A 17,158-nucleotide genomic window follows, 5' to 3' on the forward strand; every position below is an offset into this window, starting at 1 on the left:
GGGGGGCGCGCCGCCCCCCCCCCCCCCCCCCCCCCCCCCCCCCCCCCCCCCCCCCCCCCCCCCCCCCCCCCCCCCCCCCCCCCCCCCGCTCCCACATGAGTGTCAGGTATTTTTTGACATGGGTGCTCAAAAAATAGCCAGGCCTCTACAACCCATGGTCAACATAGCCTGTAGGCCGTTTCGCTCAGGTTATCCACAGGCCGCTCCACAGCCATTGTGGGTAACGCGCCCTGATCTCAATGACAACCTGATGACGCCCAGACCTTTTGTGCGCTGTGGTGCAGGATCCCATGGCGGCGGGCCAGGGCCCTGCGGTCCTTGCTGTAGCCGCCGCCGATCACGCCGACCACCGGAATGTCGCGCCCCAGGCAATGGCGCATGACGCGCTCGTCGCGGGCGGCGAGGCCTTCGTCCGTCAGTTTAAGGTAGCCGAGGGCGTCGTCCTTGTGCACGTCGACGCCGGCGTCGTACAGCACCAGGTCCGGCTGGTACAGCGGCAGCAGGTAGTTGAGTGCATCGTCCACCACCTCCAGGTAGGCGGCGTCACCCATGCCCATGGGCAGTGGGATGTCCCAGTCGCTTTGCGCCTTGCGTGCAGGAAAATTCTTTTCGCAGTGCAAGGAAACTGTCACGGCGTCAGGAGTGTCATGAAGTATTCGCGCGGTGCCGTCGCCCTGGTGCACGTCGCAGTCGAAGATCAGCACCCGCGAGACCCGGCCGCTGGCCAGGAAATAGCGGCTGATCACGGCCAGGTCGTTGAAAATGCAGAAGCCGGCCGGGTGATCGTAATGGGCATGGTGGGTACCGCCGGCCAGGTGACAGGCCAGGCCGTGCTCCAGGGCTTGTTCGGCGGCCAGCAGCGAACCGCCCACGGCGCGCACTGTCCGGCGGGCCAGGGCGTCGCTCCAGGGCAGGCCCAGGCGCCGTTGGTCCTCGCGGGACAACTCGCCGCCCATGTAGCGTTCGATATACGCACGGTCATGGGCCAGGGCGAGGATCTCCGGCGGACACAGGGATGGGCGCAGCAGGTCGGCGTCGCGGGTCAACCCGCTGTCCACGAGGTGATCGCGCAACAGGCGGAACTTGTCCATGGGGAAGCGGTGTTCCGCCGGGAATTCGGGGCTGTAGTCTTCGTGGTAGATCAACGGCAGCGGCATGGTGTTTTTCAAAGGTGATTTAAGTGACGGATCCTACCAGCGATGTAGACTCAGGGCATGGAGAGGGAGTGAAGATGGAGCCGATACTCGAATTGGAAAGCGCGCGACTGGTCTTGCGCCAGTGGCGTGACGACGACTTGCCGGAATTTGCCGCCATGTGCGCCGACCCGCAGGTGATGCGTTATTTTCCCGCGCCGCTGAGTCGCCTGGAAAGCGCCGCGTTGATCGGGCGCGTGCGCGGGCATTTTGCCGAGCACGGGTTCGGCTTGTGGGCGCTGGAACGCAAGGACACGGGCGCCTTCGTCGGCTTCACCGGCCTGGGCGTGGTTGGCTTCGACGCGCATTTCACGCCAGCGATCGAGATCGGCTGGCGCCTGGCCCGCGAGCACTGGGGGCTGGGCTATGCCAGCGAAGCCGCCTGGACCGCGCTGCGGTGCGCTTTCGATGCCCTGGGCCTGGAAGAAGTGGTGGCCTTCACCGCCGTCGACAATCTGCCGTCGCAGAAAGTCATGCAGGCCATCGGCATGCAGCATGACCCGGCGGACGACTTCGAACACCCGAAACTCGCCGCCGGTCATCCTTTGCGTCACCATGTGCTCTATCGCATCAATCGTGAGCAGTGGCTACAAACCCTGCACGGTTAGCCAACACGGACGTTTACAATGCCCGCCCAATGGCCCGGGCCAACAATCGATCCGCCGTCGCAGCGAAGACTGCGCGGTATTGCGCTGTGTGAGGAAAGTCTGAATGAGCCACGTGTTGGAAGATCTGGTCGACCTGCTGACCCTGGAACCGATCGAAGAGAACCTGTTTCGCGGTCGCAGCCAGGACCTGGGGTTTCGCCAGTTGTTCGGCGGCCAGGTGCTGGGCCAGTCGTTGTCGGCGGCCAGCCAGACCGTGGAAGAGGCCCGTCACGTCCATTCGATGCACGGCTACTTCCTGCGCCCCGGCGATGCGGCCTTGCCGGTGGTCTACCAGGTGGACCGGGTGCGTGACGGCGGCAGCTTCAGCACTCGCCGGGTCACGGCGATCCAGAAGGGCCATCCGATCTTCACCTGCAGCGCCTCGTTCCAGTACGACGAACTGGGCTTCGAGCACCAGAGCAGCATGCCCCAGGTGGTGGGGCCGGAAAACCTGCCGTCCGAGCTGGAGCTGACCCAGCAGCGGGCGCACCTGCTGCCTGAGCACATGCGCGAAAAGCTGCTGTGCCCCAAGCCGATCGAGGTGCGCCCGGTCACCGAAAAGGACCCTTACAATCCGCAGCCGGCCGACCCGGTGAAATACGTGTGGTTCCGCGCCGATGGTGCCCTGGCGGACTCGCCGGCCTTGCATAAGTACTTGCTGGCCTACGCCTCGGACTTCGGCCTGTTGACCACCTCGATGCTGCCCCACGGCAAGTCGGTCTGGCAGAAGGACATGCAGGTCGCCAGCCTCGACCATGCCTTGTGGTTCCACGCCGACCTGCGGGCCGACGACTGGTTGCTCTACGCCATGGACAGCCCTTGGGCCGGCAATTCCCGCGGGTTTTCCCGGGGCAGCGTGTTCAACCGCGCCGGGCAACTGGTGGCGTCGGTCACCCAGGAAGGGCTGATTCGCCATCGCAAGGACTGGGCATGAGCCTGTCCGAGGTCCGGCACTGGGTTTTCGACATGGATGGCACGCTGACCATCGCCGTGCACGATTTCGCGGCGATCCGCGTGGCCCTGGCGATTCCGCCCGACGATGACATCCTCACCCACCTGGCCGCCTTGCCGGCCGATGAAGCGGCGGCCAAGCACGCCTGGCTGCTGGAGCATGAGCGCGACCTGGCGCTGGGCTCCCGGCCGGCACCGGGTGCGGTCGAGCTGGTGCGGGAGCTGGCGGGGCGCGGGCATCGCCTCGGGATCCTGACCCGCAACGCTCGCGAACTGGCCCACGTGACGCTCCAGGCCATTGGCCTGGCGGACTGCTTCGCCGTGGCGGACGTGCTGGGTCGCGACGAGGCACCGCCCAAGCCGCACCCGGGCGGCCTGTTGAAACTGGCCGAGGCCTGGAACGTGGCACCCGACACGATGGTGATGGTCGGCGATTACCGTTTCGACCTGGACTGTGGCCGGGCGGCGGGGGCGCGGACGGTGCTGGTCAATTTGCCGGACAACCCGTGGCCGGAACTGACGGACTGGCATGCGCGCGATTGTGTCGAATTGCGGCGGATGTTGTCTGCCTGAGCCCCTGTGTCGACGGGTCAATCGCTTTCGCGAGCGGGCTCGCTCCCACAAATGACACCGGCGCCTGTGGGTCGCGAAGCGGTTTCACGGCCCGAACAACGCCTTCAGCCCCTCCGGCGAATTGAACATACCGCTGCCATCGTGCCCGACCCCGGGCACTTCGATCAGCCGCTGGTTCAATCCTGCCGGATGCCGTCGGGTCAGGTAGTCGAAGAAGAAATGCCCACGCAATAACCGGTACGGTCCCTGGGTCTGCGCTTCGCAGCCTTTGTCCAGGGCCGGATGGTCCGGGTCGATGTCCTGTTGCCCCAGCAAGTAGACGATGTCGCGCTTGATGTAGTTGTCTTCCAGTTGCCCGGGCGTTTGCCCGGCGGCATAGCTGGGCAGGCCTTGCAGGCCATACTTCCAGTGGTTGAAACCGGGGCAGCCGGGGGCGTCGAAGGCCATCGGTCGTTGGCCGTCGAAATAGGCGTAGGACGACGGGTTGGCAATAACGAAGCGCGGGGTGATCCGGTATTGGCCGTGGGCGAGCAGGGCGTAGCGCTGCACGACCTGGGCGCCGCCTGAATGGCCGGCGATGATGATGTCCTTCACCTCGGGAAACTGTTGCCGGTCGCTGACCCGGGCAACGATGTCGTCGAGGACCTGGAACGAGCTGACTGTGCCCGGCCCCGTGGACAAGCCGCCGGCCATCCAGTCGTTGCCGTGCCAGCGCAGCAAGTCATTGGGCAATGAGTGGCGGGCAACGTCCTGCTCGTTGAGAAACTGCGGGGCGATGATCAGGGTGGTGCCCAGCTGGCCGGCCTGTCCGGCGGCTTTCTCGGCGCTGTGCAGGTAGGTGCTGGCGTTGCGCAACCGCCCATGGAGGATGATCAGCACGCGCTGGATGGACGCCGGGGCGGGGCTGACGTCGACGGCCAGGGCACCGCCCTTGAGTTGCAGGCGCCCCTGCGCGACCACCTTGACGCCGTGTTCTTCGGCCTGGGCCAAGGTGCAGCCCAGCAGCAGCGCGATCCACGCGAGCCACTTCATCTAGAGGGTTTTCGCCGCGAAGGTGTCGCACTGGCTGACCTGGCCCTGGGCGAAGCCGGTCTTGAACCAGCGCACCCGCTGCGCCGAGGTGCCGTGGGTAAAAGAGTCAGGCACCACGCGGCCCTGGCCCTGCTGCTGCAACCGGTCATCCCCGATGGCGTTGGCGGCGTTCAAGGCTTCTTCGATGTCGCCCGGCTCCAGCCAGTTGAGGCGTTTCTGCGCATGGTTGGCCCAGACGCCGGCCAGGCAGTCGGCCTGCAATTCCTGGCGGACCAACAGGCCGCCGTCGCCTTCCATCTGCCGGCCTTGCTGGCGGGCCTGCTGGATTTTCGCCGACACCCCGAGCAGCGTCTGCACATGGTGGCCGACCTCGTGGGCAATGACGTAGGCCTGGGCAAAGTCACCGGCGGCGGAGAAGCGCTGGGCCATTTCCTTGAAGAAGCTCATGTCGAGGTAGACCTGCCGGTCCGCTGGGCAATAGAACGGCCCGGTGGCCGATGACGCGAGGCCGCAGGCTGAGTTGACCCGGCCGCTGAACAGCACCAGCTTCGGTTGCTGGTACTGGCGTCCGGCCTGTTGGAACACCTGGCCCCAGGTGTCTTCGGTATCGCCGAGGATCGAGCGGACGAATTCGGCCTGTTCATCGTTGGCCGGCGGCGCCTGGCGGGTCTGCGAAGAGGCGGGGGCGGACGTGTCCATCTGTCCGGCCAGCTGGCCGAGGATCTGCATCGGGTCCTGGCCGGTGATCCAGCCGATGCCGACGATCAGCAGAACGGCCGTGAGGCTCAGGCCCTTGCCGCCGCCAAAGCGCATTCCACCGCCGCCCCCGCCGTCACCCCGGGCGTCCACCACGTTGTCACTGCGGCGACCTTTTTTCCATAGCATGTGGGCAGTCCTCTGATTGACCGGTGTGAACAGTGTCGCTGTTGAGTGGGATTGCCGCCAGTTTACTAACGGATTTTTGACTGTCGGGGCGAGCGTGGTTGCGAATGTGTCGTTATCAGTTGATATCAATGAGGCCGATGTGTCGCGTTCGTAGGCAGGCTTGCTCCCGCAGGTGTAGGTGTGATGTTTAAATCGGTATGCAGTTCCAGAATTTGAATTACACTTCGGCTATTCTGGAATCAAGACACTCATCTGGATCGTCCATGGCCGGCAGTCAAATCGAACGCGTCTTCAATGTGCTGGAAAGCCTCGCCAGCGATCCCCGGGGTTGGCCGTTGCTGGAGCTGGCCGAAACGCTGCAGATCCCCAAGAGCGCCACCCATCGCCTGCTCGCCGAGCTGATGCGCCTGGGCTATGTGCGACAAAGTCCCGAGAACCTGCGTTACCACCTGTCCACCCGGTTGGTCGCCCTGGGCTTTCGCTACCTGTCGCGCAGCGGGGCCGACATCGTGCAACCGGTGCTCGACCGCCTGGCCCGGGAGACGGGCGAGCTGGTGCGCCTGGGTATTATCGAAGGGGACCGCCAGACCTGGATCGCCAAGTCCCAGGGCGCGCGGTCCGGGCTGCGTTACGACCCGGACATGGGCCGCGAGGCGCCGTTGTCCTACACCGCCTCGGGCCATGCCTGGCTGGCCTGCCTGAGTGATGCCGAGGCGCTGTCCTTGGTGGCGCGCCAGGACGCCCCCGCGCCCGCGGACCTGGGCCCGAACGCGCCGCGCGACACGGCGCAACTGCTGGCGTACCTGCGCCAGGCTCGGGAGCGAGGCTATGCCTGCGTCGAGGAAAGTTCGGCGATTGGCACGTCGGCCATCGCGGCGGTGGTGCGTCATCCATTGGACGGCCGGGTGGCCGGCGTGCTCAGCGTGGCCGGGCCCAGCGTGCGGATGACCCGGGCGCGCCTGCACGAGCTGGCACCGACCTTGCTGGCGTTTGCCGAGGAGTTGTCCCAGGCCAGCCAGGCTTCTGAGTTGTTTCACTGAGCGTGCCGTCGCAACGCCCCTACTTTTAGGCAACACAGGATTGCTCAATGACCGTCAGCACCCCGCTTTCCGGCGTCAACCAGGCCTTCAAGGGCATCCTGTTGATTCTCTGCGCGACCTTTCTGTTCTCCAGCCACGACGCCTTGTCGAAATACCTGTCGGGCTTCTACCCGATCATCATGGTGGTGTGGGCGCGCTATGTGGTGCACACCTTGTTGATGGCAGGGATTTTCCTGCCCCGTTCGGGGTTGCGGGTGCTGCGCACCAAGCGCCCGCTGTGGCAAGTGGCCCGGGCGTTGTGCCTGCTGGGCACCAGCCTGTTCTTCACCACGGCGCTGTTGTATATCCCGCTGGCGGAAGCGACGGCGGTCAACTTCCTCGCGCCCGTGCTGGTCACGGCGTTGTCGGTGCCGCTGCTGGGTGAACGGGTGACGCGTGGCCAGTGGATCGCGGTGATCTTCGGCTTCATCGGCGTGTTGATCATCGTCCATCCCGGTGGGGACCTGTTCACCCCGGCGGTGCTGCTGCCGTTCTGTTCGGCGCTGTTCTTCTGCTTCTACCAGTTGCTCACCCGCAAGCTCAGCGAGATCGACAGCCCGACCACCAGCAATTTCTTCGCCGGCCTGTGCAATACCTTGGTGATGAGTGCGCTGGTGCCGTTCTTCTGGCAAGTGCCCAGCCTGGTGCACGGTTCGATGATGCTGGCGCTGGGGGCCTGCGGGATGACGGCGCACCTGATGCTGACCCAGGCCTTCCGCTTTGCCGCTCCGGCGTTGCTGGCGCCGTTCGGGTATTGCCAGATCGTGTTCGCCGGCCTGCTGGGCTGGTTGTTGTTCAACCATACGCCGACGTTGACCACGGTGTTCGGTATCGTCCTGATCTGCTTGAGCGGCCTGGCGGCCGCGTGGCAACAGCGGCGGGGGTAATACGGATTGTGGAGGGATGATTGTGGGAGCAAGGCTTGCCCGCGATGAAGACGATGCGGTCCTGAGTGAACCGAGGCGCCTGCATCGCGGGCAAGCCTTGCTCCCACAATCGGGATGAGTCCCGGGCTGACTGGAATCAGTTCTCCAGCGTCGGCACCTTGCGCGGCGCCATGAAGTACAGCCAGGTCAGGGCGATGAAGTACATCGCCGGGATCAGCGTGAACAACACGGTGTAGTTGTTCTGGGTGATGGTGAGGATGTGGCCCACCAACTGCGTCATGAACATCCCGCCGATGGCGGCGCACATGCCGCCGAAGCCGAACACCGTGCTCATCATGTACTTGGGCGTGTAGTCCATCACCAGGCTCCAGATGTTGGCGGTCCAGGCCTGGTGCGCGCCGATGGCCAGGGAAATGGCGAACACCGCCATCCACAGGTTGCTTGCGCCGGCGGCCGTGATCACGCCGATGATGCAGCAAGCGAACAGCAGCATGGAGAGCAGGCGCGCCTTGATCGGATCGAGCCCGCGGCCGATCAGGAACGAGGACAGGATGCCGCCGCCCACGCTGCCGAAGTCGGCGGTGAGGTAGATGATGATCAGCGGGATGCCCATCTGCGTGACGTTGATGCCCAGGTTGTATTGCTGGTTCAGGAACGGCGGCAGCCAGTAGAGGTAGAACCAGAACACCGGTGCCGTGATCGAGTAGGCCAGGGCGAATGCCCAGGTGCCGCGCATGCGCAGGATGCGGGTGAAGGGCACGCGGGCTTGCTCCGGTTCGTCCGCGGTCTGGATGTAGGCCAGTTCCGACGGTTTGACGGTGGGGTGGTCTTCAGGGTTGAAGTATTTCAGGCCCCAGAACAGCAACCAGATCCCGCCCAGCGCCGCCATGCACAGGAACGCCGCCTGCCAGCCCCAAACGTGCAGGATCAACGGCAACAGCATCGGCGTGAACATCGCGCCGACGTTGGTCCCGGCATTGAAGATGCCGGTGGCCACCGCCCGTTCGCCGGCCGGGAACCACAGGCGCGTGGTCTTCACGCAGGCCGGGTAGTTGGCGGCTTCGGTCAGGCCCAGGATGAAGCGGCAGACCATGAAGCCGACCGCCGAAGTCGCCAGGCCGTGGGCGCCGGTCGCCAGGCTCCAGAGCAGCACGGCGCAGAAGAACACGCGCTTGACGCCGATCCGGTCGATCAAGCGGCCCTGCAGGACGAAGCCCACCGCGTAGCCGACCTGGAACCAGAAGTTGATGTTGGCGTAGTCCATCGCCGTCCAGCTCATTTCCTTGGCCAGGATAGGCTGCATCACGCCAAGGGCGGCGCGGTCGATGTAGTTCAGGGTGGTGGCGAAAAACACCAGCGCAAGCATGCCCCAACGGGTCTTGCCCACGGCCAGGGCGCCGCGGATCTTGTCGCCGATGCCGCCGGACGCGACGCCCAGGCCTGGGCTCAGGGGAGAACTTTGGGAAGGATTCATAGCGTGTACCCGTTTTTGAAATTCTTATGGGGTGGTCGGGGTATTCCACGACGCCGGCCAACCAGGCCTGCGCCAATGTGGGGCTGATGGTGCGCAGTGGACGAAAAATCGTCAATTCGTCCCAGGGGCATTTTGTTCGATAATCGCCCAAAAAACTAACTGGGTGGTACATATTAAATTGCCCAAAGCCATGGGCGCCTCAATAATCGGTGCATTCCTTAGAAAAGCGCTGCCCACAGCGCCGCCACTCTGTCGTCGATGCCTCCCGGGAGCCGAAGTCATGCAGCGTTCCATTGCCACCGTTTCCTTGAGCGGTACCCTGCCGGAAAAACTCGAAGCCATTGCCGCCGCCGGTTTCGACGGCGTGGAAATCTTCGAGAATGACCTGCTCTACTACGATGGCAGCCCGCGGGAAATCAGGCAGATGTGCGCCGACCTGGGCATCGCCATCACGTTGTTCCAGCCGTTCCGTGACTTCGAAGGCTGCCGTCGTGATCGCCTGGCGCGCAACCTGGAGCGGGCCGAGCGCAAGTTCGACCTGATGCAGGAACTGGGCACCGACCTGGTGCTGGTGTGCAGCAACGCCTCGGCCGACAGCCTGGGCGATGAACAGTTGCTGGTCGACGATTTGCGACTGCTGGCCGAACGGGCGGGCGCGCGGGGCCTGCGCATCGGCTACGAAGCATTGGCCTGGGGCCGCCACGTCAATACTTATCAACAGGTGTGGAACATCGTGCGCCAGGCCGATCATCCGAGCCTGGGCGTGCTGCTCGACAGCTTTCACACCTTGTCCCTCAAGGGCGATCCGAGGGCGATCGCCGAGATCCCGGGGGAGAAGATTTTCTTCGTGCAGATGGCCGACGCGCCGATCCTGGCGATGGATGTCCTGGAGTGGAGCCGGCATTTCCGTTGCTTCCCCGGCCAGGGCGAGTTCGACTTGCCGGGTTTCCTGGCGCCGATCATCAAGAGTGGCTACGACGGGCCGCTGTCGCTGGAGATCTTCAACGACGGCTTCCGTGCCGCCCCGCCCCGGGCCAACGCCGCCGATGGCTTGCGCTCGCTGCTGTACCTGGAAGAGAAAACCCGTCAGCGCCTGGCCGAAGAGGCCGTGCCGGCGAGCGATGTCGACTGCCTGTTCGCGACGCCGCCGGCCAGCGAGTACAACGGCATCGAGTTCCTGGAATTTGCCGTGGACGATAGCCTCGGCGCCAAGCTGTCCCACTGGCTGGAGCGGCTGGGCTTCGTCAAGGCCGGCCAGCATCGTTCCAAGAACGTGAGCCTGCTGCGCCAGGGCGATATCAACCTGATCCTCAACAGCGAGCCGTATTCCTTCGCCCACAGTTTTTTCGAAGCCCACGGGCCTTCACTGTGCGCCACCGCGTTGCGGGTGAAGGACAGTGCCAGCGCCCTGGCGCGGGCCGTGGCCTACAAGGGCCAGCCCTATCGCGGCTTGGTCGGGCCCAATGAGCTGGAACTGGCGGCAGTGCGCGCACCGGACGGCAGCCTGATCTACCTGGTCGACCAGGACGCCGACGTCTATGGCACCGATTTCAATTTGCAGCCTGGCGCGGCCATCGGGGCGGGGCTCAAGCGCATCGACCACATGGCCATGGCGCTGCCGGCCGACAGCCTCGACAGCTGGGTACTGTTCTACAAGAGCCTGCTGGACTTCGAGGCCGACGACGAAGTGGTCCTGCCCGACCCGTATGGCCTGGTGAAAAGCCGCGCCCTGCGAAGCCGCTGCAGTTCGATCCGGTTGCCGTTGAACATTTCCGAGAACCGCAACACCGCGATCTCCCACGCGCTGTCGAGTTACCGTGGCTCTGGCGTGCATCACATCGCCTTCGATTGCGATGACATCTTCGCCCAGGTCAGCCGGGCCAAGGAGGCCGGCGTGCCGCTGCTGGACATTCCGCTCAATTACTACGACGACCTGGCCGCGCGTTTCGATTTCGACGATGAGTTCCTCAGCGAACTGGCCTATTTCAACGTGCTGTATGACCGTGACGCCCAGGGTGGCGAACTGTTTCACGTCTACACCGAACCGTTCGAGGGGCGGTTCTTCTTCGAGATCATCCAGCGCAAGAACGGTTACGCCGGCTACGGCGCGGCCAACGTGGCGGTGCGCCTGGCGGCGATGGCCAAGTCCCGCAGCGGTGGCTTGCGGCATGCCAAGTTGTAGGGAAATCGTAAACGTTGCGGTAAACGCCAGCCCCGTGGCTTCCTTCGCTGCACGGTGCGGCCCATAATCGCCAGCCTGTGCAGTGATGGCCGTGAGCCCGCAATGACTATGAATCCAGAGCTTCCCGCAGACCTCGACGAGCCCCTCGTCGCGCCGCGCAAGAGTCGCAAGAACAACCCGGAGAAAACCCGGGAAAACATTCTTCAGGAAGCCATCGTCGAATTCGTCCAGCAGGGCCTGGCCGGCGCCCGGGTCGATGCCATCGCCGAACGCATCCACACCTCCAAGCGCATGATCTATTACTACTTCGGCAGCAAGGAGCAGTTGTACATCGAGGTGCTGGAAAAGCTCTACGGCGACATCCGTGGCACCGAGGGCCGCCTGCACCTGGCCGAACTGGCCCCGGTCCACGCGATACGGCGCCTGGTGGAATTCACCTTCGACCACCACGACCGCAACGTGGATTTCGTGCGAATCGTCGCCATCGAGAACATCCACAACGCCGAGTACGTCAAGCAATCGCGGGTGATCAAGGCGATGAACAGCACCATCCTCGACGCCCTCGGCCTGATCCTGCGTCGCGGGGCCGAAGAGGGCGTGTTCCGGGCAGGCCTGGAGCCGCTGGATGTGCATTTGCTGATCAGCTCGTTCTGTTTTCACCGGGTGTCGAACCGCCACACCTTCGGCGAGATTTTTCAGATCGATCTGTCAGACGAAGCGATCAAGCAGCGGCATCGCCAGATGATTTGCGAATCGGTGCTGCGGTATCTGCAGGCCTGACAATCTGATCCTTGTGGGAACGAGCTTGCTCGCGATGACGGTATGTCAGTCAACATTGATGCTGACTGATCCAGCGCTATCGCGAGCGAGCTCGCTCCCACAAGGGATTGTCACCAGGCTTTAGTGATTCATACGCTGGAAGTGCGCCAGCATCCGCTGTGCATCCGGCGCCACGCCACTGAACAATTCAAAGGCTTTCACCGCCTGGAACACCGCCATGGTTCCGCCATCCAGTGTGCGGCAGCCCAGGGCGCGGGCGTTGCGCAGCAGTTCGGTTTCCAGGGGGAAATAGACGATTTCCGCCACCCACAACGCGCCCCGCAGCAGCTCGGCCGGCACTGGCATGCCCGGCAACTTCGCCATGCCCATGGGAGTGGTATTGACCAGGCCGTCGGCCTCGGCCATGGCGGCGGGCAAGTCATGGCCGGCCCGGGCGCGACCGGCGCCGAAGTGCTGGTTCAGGTTGTGGGCCAGGGCCTCGGCGCGGCTGACTTCGACATCGAAGATGCTCAGCACCTGTACCCCTTCAGCCAACAGTGCGTGGGCAACGGCTGCACCGGCACCTCCGGCGCCCATCTGGACCACATGCCTACGGGAAACATCCGTCAGGCCACGGCGAAATCCTTCGGCGAACCCCAGGCAATCGGTGTTGTGGCCGACACGTTTGCCATCCTTGAGCACCACGGTATTCACCGCGCCGATCCCACGGGCCTCGGGCGATAGCTCGTCCAGCAACGGGATGATCGTCTGTTTGCACGGAAAGGTGATGTTCAGGCCGGTGAAGCGCATGCGTTCGGCGGCGCTCAGCAGGTCGGGCAGGGCGCCGCTGTCGAGGTTCAGCGTGTCGAGGTCGATCAGCCGGTAGAGATAGCGCATGCCTTGGGCATCGCCTTCGTGCTCATGCAGGGCCGGGGTGCGCGAAGCCTGGATGCCAGCACCGATCAACCCGGCCAGTACAGTGATATTCGACATGTGCATCAACCCTTCAACCGCTGACTGAAATGCTCCAGGGCCAGGCGATAGCCATGGCTGCCAAACCCGCACATCACGCCGATGGCGATGGAGGAGACGAAGGAGTGATGGCGGAAGGTTTCCCGCGCATGGACGTTGGACAAGTGGACTTCGATCACCGGGATTTCGCTGGCCACCAGGGCGTCGCGGATCGCTACCGAGGTGTGGGTCCAGGCGGCCGGGTTGATGACGATGCCGGCACAGCGGCCCCGGGCGGCGTGGATCCAGTCAAGCAGCTCGCCTTCCTGGTTGGTCTGGCGAAACTCCACGGCCAGGCCGAATTCTTCAGCGGCGCGCGCGCACAGGGCGGAGATGTCCGCCAGGGTTTCATGGCCGTAGGTGGCCGGTTCGCGGGGGCCGAGCAGGTTCAGGTTCGGGCCGTTCAGGACCAGGACGATCGGAGGCATCGCAATTTTCTCCACGATTTTTATTGTTGGCTGGGTCGGAATCCAGCCGCTGGAGATAAATTGTACTAGATGGTTAGTTTGGTCAAACGAAGCCGTCGACGGAGGCTAATAAGTGTTCGATGATCGAACACGGCCTCGGCGCGGTAATGGGTGGGATAGAGGTTGTGGCGAGGGAGATTGCCCCGCTGGGCTGCACGGCAGCCCAAGCGTTTTGCGATTGCTGCGCACCGAGCGGGAGCCAGCGCCCTCGCCACAGGGGCTTTGCTTAACGTCGAGTCAACAACACCCCGGATTCCATGTGGTGGGTCCAGGGAAACTGGTCGAACAGCGCGCAACGCGTGATGCGGTGGGTGTCGTTCAACTGTGCAATGTTGGCGGCGAGGGTTTCCGGGTTGCAGGAGATGTACAGGATGTTGTCGAAGCGCCGGGTCAGTTCGCAGGTGTCCGGGTCCATGCCCGCGCGAGGCGGGTCGACGAAGACGCTGCCGAACTCGTAGCTTTTCAGGTCGATGCCGTGCAGGCGCCGGAACGGCCGGACTTCGTTCAAGGCCTCGGTCAACTCCTCCGCCGACAGGCGCACCAGCGTCACGTTGCTCACGGCGTTTTCGTCCAGGTTGCTCAACGCGGCATTCACCGAGGTCTTGCTGATTTCGGTGGCCAGGACCTTGCGCACCCGGGTGGCCAGGGGCAGGGTGAAGTTGCCGTTGCCGCAGTACAACTCCAGCAGGTCGTCAGGGCGGTCGCCCAGGGCGTCATAGGCCCAGTTCAACATCTTCTGGTTCACCGTGCCATTGGGCTGGGTGAAGGCGCCTTCAGGCTGGCGATAGCTGAAGGTGCGCCCGCCCACCTCCAGTCGTTCCACCACGTAATCGTGGCCGATCACTTCGCGCTTGCCCTTGGAGCGACCAATGATGCTGACGCCCAGCTCGCTCGCCAGTTGCGTGGCTGCCGCCTGCCAATGCTCATCCAGGGGGCGGTGATAGCACAGGGTGATCATCGCATCGCCGGCCAGCGTGGTCAGGAACTCCACCTGGAACAGCTTGTGGCTCAGGGGCGCGCTGGCCTGCCAGGCGGCCTTGAGTCGCGGCATCAACTGGTTGATGCGCAGGCTGGCGATGGGGAATTGCTCGATGAGGATCGGCGTGCGCTTGTCGTCCTGGGAAAACATCGCGTAATGCCGCTCGCCGGCCTCGCGCCACAGGCGGAATTCGGCCCGCAGGCGGAAGTTCTGCTGCGGCGAGTCGAATACCGCAGGTTCTGGTGCATCGAATGGCGCCAGCAGGTCACGCAGGCGGGTGACCTTGTCCTGCAACTGCGTGGCATAGGCCTGGGAATCGAAAGTCATGCGTTGAACCAACCCAACTTGATCACGAACAGGATGGACAGGATGACCAGCGCCGGGTTCAGCTCCCGGCCGCGGCCCGACGCCAGCTTGATGGCGGTCCAGGCGATGAAGCCGAAGGCGATGCCGTTGGCGATGGAGTAGGTGAACGGCATGGCCAGCGCGGTCACCACCACCGGGGCGGCGACGGTGATGTCATCCCAGTCGATTTCCGCCAGGCCCGAGGTCATCAGCACGGCGACGAACAGCAAGGCCGGCGCGGTGGCGAAGGCCGGCACGCTTCCCGCCAGGGGCGAGAAGAACAGGGCCAGCAGGAACAGGATCGCCACGACGATGGCGGTCAGGCCGGTGCGGCCGCCGGCACTGACGCCCGCCGCCGATTCGATGTAGCTGGTGGTGGTGGAGGTGCCCAGCAGCGAACCGGCCATGGCGGCGGTGCTGTCGGCGATCAGCGCACGGCCCATCTTCGGCATGTGGCCGTCCTTGCCCATCAGCCCGGCGCGCTTGGCGACGCCGATCAGGGTGCCGGAGTTGTCGAACAGGTCGACGAACAGGAAGGCGAAGATCACGCTCACCAGGCCGATGTCCAGGGCGCCCTTGATGTCCAGTTGCAGGAACGTCGGGGCCAGGGAGGGTGGCATCGATACCACGCCGCCGAACGGTGTGAAGCCCATCAGGATCGAGACGACGGTCACCGCGAGGATGCCGATCAGCACCGCGCCGCGCACCTTCAGGGCTTCGAGCGCGACGATCAGGACGAAACCGAGCGTGGCGAGGATCGGGGCCGGTTGTTTCAGGTCGCCGAGGCCGACCATGGTCGCCGGGTTCTTCACCACGATGCCAGCGTTGTTCAGGGCGATCAGCGCCAGGAACAGGCCGATACCGGCGGCGATGGCCGAGCGCAGCGGCAACGGGATGCTGTTGATGATCCATTCGCGGATGCGGAAGATCGACAGCAGGAAGAACAGCACCGCGGAGACGAACACCGCGCCCAGCGCCACTTGCCAGGTATGGCCCATGTGCAGGACCACGGTGTAGGTGAAGAAGGCGTTCAAGCCCATGCCCGGTGCCAGGGCGATCGGGTAGTTGGCGATCAGGCCCATGACCGTGGAGCCGATGGCCGCCGCCAGGCACGTGGCGACGAATACGGCGCCCTTGTCCATGCCGGTTTCGCCGAGGATGCTCGGGTTGACGAACAGGATGTAGGCCATGGCCAGGAAGGTCGTGACGCCCGCCAGGATCTCGGTCCGCACGTTGGTGTTGTGTGCCTTGAGTTGAAACAGCCTTTCCAGCATGTCTGCTCCCCGTGGCGCGCCGGGCGCCGTGAATGTATCGACCTCAACAGCAAAGCACAGACCGCCAGGGGCGCCTGTATTTTCTGCGGGGTCGGAAAAAGCCGCGCATCATACCAGCAGCGTGGCCATGTGGCTGCGATCGTCGTCGATGTTTTACCGAAGCAAAAAGAACGCCATACTGCGCGCGGTCCCGACGCTCGATAGGTATCCCATGAACAGAAATCTGCTGGCAGCGGCTTGCGCATTGGCCCTGTGGTGGCCCGGGCTGCCCGCCAATGCCGCCTCGGCGCCGCCGTTGAGCGAAGTCAAGGTGCTCAAGGTCGAGTCGCCGGCCTGCGGTTTCGAGGACATCACCCCGGGGCAGGCGCAGACCCGGTGCGACCACAGTGGTGCAAGCATCAAGGTCTACGTGCTGGAAGTCGGCTATGGCCGCCAGCCCCTGGTCACGCTGGACGGCTTCGAAGTCGACGGCACTCGCTCGCCGGTCTGCGCGTTCAGCAACGGCAACCTCAACGATTGTTCGACCCGCACCAAGGTCGTCGGCTATTTGTACATCTTCGACCTGAAGGGCAAGCAGGAAGGCACCTTCAGCTACAGCAACGTCTCGATCAACGCACCGGGCAACCGGATGTCGACCCAGCTGTACATCAAGTGACGGGCCGTTGGCAGGACGTGTTCCGGCAAACCTGGCTAGTCTTTAAGGAACCCCCCTGCGGAGAGTAACCATGATTCCTGGAGCCGCGATTCCCCGAGTCTTGATCGCCGTCGCCGAAGGTGTCGACGACTTGCAGACCGTCACCCTGATCGACGTACTGCGCCGGGCGCAGCTCGAAGTGGCGGTGGCGAGTATCGAAGGCCGGCGGATGCTCACCTGCGCCCGCGGCACGCGCCTGACCGCCGACGGCATGCTGGTGGACGTGCTGGTGCAGGACTTCGACCTGATCGTCCTGCCCGGAGGCCTCATCGGCGCCCAGCACCTGGCCGCCCATCAACCGCTGCAACAGTTGCTCAAGGACCAGGCTGCCGCCGGCCGCTTCTTCGCCGCCATCGGCGAGGCGCCCGCCCTGGCGTTGCAGGCTAGCGGTGTGCTGCGCCAGCGCCGCATGACCTGCCTGCCGGCGGTCAGCCAACAGCTGTCGGGCTGCACCTTCGTCGACCAACCGGTGGTGGTGGATGGTAATTGCATCACCGCCCAGGGCTCGGCCGCCGCCGTTTCGTTCGCCCTGGTCCTGGTGGAACAGCTCAGCGGCAAAGGCGTGAGGAACGTGGTGGCGGCAGAGTTGCTGGCCTGACACGCTTCACTGTGGCGAGGGAGTCCCCGCCGCGTCTTCGACGCTGTGCTGTCGTGCAGTGAACTCGGGCCTGTGGCGAGGGGATTTATCCCCCGCTGGCTGCGCAGCAGCCCTAATGCAGTGGACTC

17 protein-coding genes are annotated in these 17,158 nt (G+C 64.4%); 9 read left to right on the plus strand and 8 right to left on the minus strand.

The features are described 5' to 3' along the window. Positions 1-236: 236 nt before the first annotated feature. Positions 237-1,157 (minus strand): histone deacetylase family protein, encoded by a 921-nt coding sequence (locus Q6A48_RS23010; RefSeq protein WP_304556680.1) that lies wholly within the window; start codon positions 1,155-1,157, stop codon positions 237-239. Between the two features lie 74 nt (positions 1,158-1,231). On the opposite strand from Q6A48_RS23010, the gene Q6A48_RS23015 reads away from it, so the two are divergent. From Q6A48_RS23015 to Q6A48_RS23025, 3 genes are all read left to right on the plus strand, one after another. Next, positions 1,232-1,801 carry a GNAT family N-acetyltransferase gene (locus tag Q6A48_RS23015; protein ID WP_304556681.1) on the plus strand — a complete coding sequence of 190 codons (570 nt, stop codon included), beginning with the start codon at positions 1,232-1,234 and terminating at the stop codon, positions 1,799-1,801. Positions 1,802-1,904: 103 nt separating this feature from the next. Next, entirely contained in the window at positions 1,905-2,774 is an 870-nt protein-coding gene (gene tesB / locus Q6A48_RS23020; RefSeq protein WP_304556682.1) for an acyl-CoA thioesterase II, read from the plus strand. After that, a complete protein-coding gene (locus Q6A48_RS23025) occupies positions 2,771-3,364 on the plus strand; it encodes an HAD family hydrolase (protein ID WP_304556683.1) in 594 nt (197 codons plus the stop codon). The genes tesB and Q6A48_RS23025 overlap by 4 nt, the downstream gene beginning before the upstream one ends. 84 nt (positions 3,365-3,448) lie before the next feature. On the opposite strand, the gene Q6A48_RS23030 is transcribed toward Q6A48_RS23025, so the two are convergent. Further along, positions 3,449-4,396, minus strand: a complete 948-nt coding sequence (locus tag Q6A48_RS23030; protein ID WP_304556684.1) for an alpha/beta fold hydrolase — start codon at positions 4,394-4,396, stop codon at positions 3,449-3,451. Next, complete coding sequence (ypfJ, locus tag Q6A48_RS23035; protein WP_304556685.1) at positions 4,397-5,281, minus strand: KPN_02809 family neutral zinc metallopeptidase; 885 nt, start codon at positions 5,279-5,281, stop codon at positions 4,397-4,399. A 263-nt stretch (positions 5,282-5,544) separates the two neighbouring features. Between ypfJ and Q6A48_RS23040 the strand changes: the two genes are divergently transcribed. Together Q6A48_RS23040 and Q6A48_RS23045 are read left to right on the plus strand one after the other, a co-directional pair. Continuing rightward, entirely contained in the window at positions 5,545-6,321 is a 777-nt protein-coding gene (locus Q6A48_RS23040; protein ID WP_304556687.1) for an IclR family transcriptional regulator, read from the plus strand. A 47-nt stretch (positions 6,322-6,368) separates the two neighbouring features. Next, positions 6,369-7,247: a DMT family transporter gene (locus tag Q6A48_RS23045; protein ID WP_304556688.1), complete on the plus strand. Its 879-nt coding sequence runs from the start codon at positions 6,369-6,371 to the stop codon at positions 7,245-7,247. Positions 7,248-7,383: 136 nt separating this feature from the next. Here the strand turns inward: Q6A48_RS23045 and Q6A48_RS23050 are convergent, their stop codons facing one another. After that, on the minus strand, positions 7,384-8,721 hold the full coding sequence (locus tag Q6A48_RS23050) for an MFS transporter (RefSeq protein ID WP_304556689.1): 1,338 nt from the start codon (positions 8,719-8,721) through the stop codon (positions 7,384-7,386). A gap of 280 nt (positions 8,722-9,001) precedes the next feature. Here Q6A48_RS23050 and quiC point away from each other — a divergent pair, with 280 nt between their 5' ends. Next, positions 9,002-10,903: a 3-dehydroshikimate dehydratase QuiC gene (gene quiC / locus Q6A48_RS23055; RefSeq protein WP_304556690.1), complete on the plus strand. Its 1,902-nt coding sequence runs from the start codon at positions 9,002-9,004 to the stop codon at positions 10,901-10,903. Positions 10,904-11,005: 102 nt separating this feature from the next. Continuing rightward, positions 11,006-11,683, plus strand: a complete 678-nt coding sequence (locus Q6A48_RS23060) for a TetR/AcrR family transcriptional regulator (RefSeq protein ID WP_304556692.1) — start codon at positions 11,006-11,008, stop codon at positions 11,681-11,683. A 120-nt stretch (positions 11,684-11,803) separates the two neighbouring features. Here the strand turns inward: Q6A48_RS23060 and Q6A48_RS23065 are convergent, their stop codons facing one another. The 4 genes from Q6A48_RS23065 to Q6A48_RS23080 all read right to left on the minus strand — a co-directional run bounded on the left by Q6A48_RS23065 (position 11,804) and on the right by Q6A48_RS23080 (position 15,738). Then, positions 11,804-12,655 carry a shikimate dehydrogenase gene (locus Q6A48_RS23065; RefSeq protein WP_304556693.1) on the minus strand — a complete coding sequence of 284 codons (852 nt, stop codon included), beginning with the start codon at positions 12,653-12,655 and terminating at the stop codon, positions 11,804-11,806. Between the two features lie 5 nt (positions 12,656-12,660). Beyond that, a complete protein-coding gene (gene aroQ / locus Q6A48_RS23070) occupies positions 12,661-13,101 on the minus strand; it encodes a type II 3-dehydroquinate dehydratase (RefSeq protein ID WP_304556695.1) in 441 nt (146 codons plus the stop codon). Positions 13,102-13,366: 265 nt separating this feature from the next. Further along, positions 13,367-14,446, minus strand: a complete 1,080-nt coding sequence (gene trmA, locus Q6A48_RS23075; protein WP_304556696.1) for a tRNA (uridine(54)-C5)-methyltransferase TrmA — start codon at positions 14,444-14,446, stop codon at positions 13,367-13,369. Next, a complete protein-coding gene (locus tag Q6A48_RS23080) occupies positions 14,443-15,738 on the minus strand; it encodes an NCS2 family permease (RefSeq protein ID WP_304556698.1) in 1,296 nt (431 codons plus the stop codon). The genes trmA and Q6A48_RS23080 overlap by 4 nt, the downstream gene beginning before the upstream one ends. A 211-nt stretch (positions 15,739-15,949) precedes the next feature. Here Q6A48_RS23080 and Q6A48_RS23085 point away from each other — a divergent pair, with 211 nt between their 5' ends. Then, the gene (locus tag Q6A48_RS23085) at positions 15,950-16,393 is read left to right on the plus strand and encodes a DUF4879 domain-containing protein (protein ID WP_304556699.1); all 444 of its coding nucleotides are present in this window, start codon (positions 15,950-15,952) and stop codon (positions 16,391-16,393) included. 70 nt (positions 16,394-16,463) lie between these two features. After that, entirely contained in the window at positions 16,464-17,030 is a 567-nt protein-coding gene (locus Q6A48_RS23090; RefSeq protein ID WP_304556700.1) for a DJ-1 family glyoxalase III, read from the plus strand. Positions 17,031-17,158: the final 128 nt, after the last annotated feature.

Source organism: Pseudomonas citrullilanati (genome assembly GCF_030580855.1).
Lineage (GTDB): Bacteria > Pseudomonadota > Gammaproteobacteria > Pseudomonadales > Pseudomonadaceae > Aquipseudomonas > Aquipseudomonas citrulli.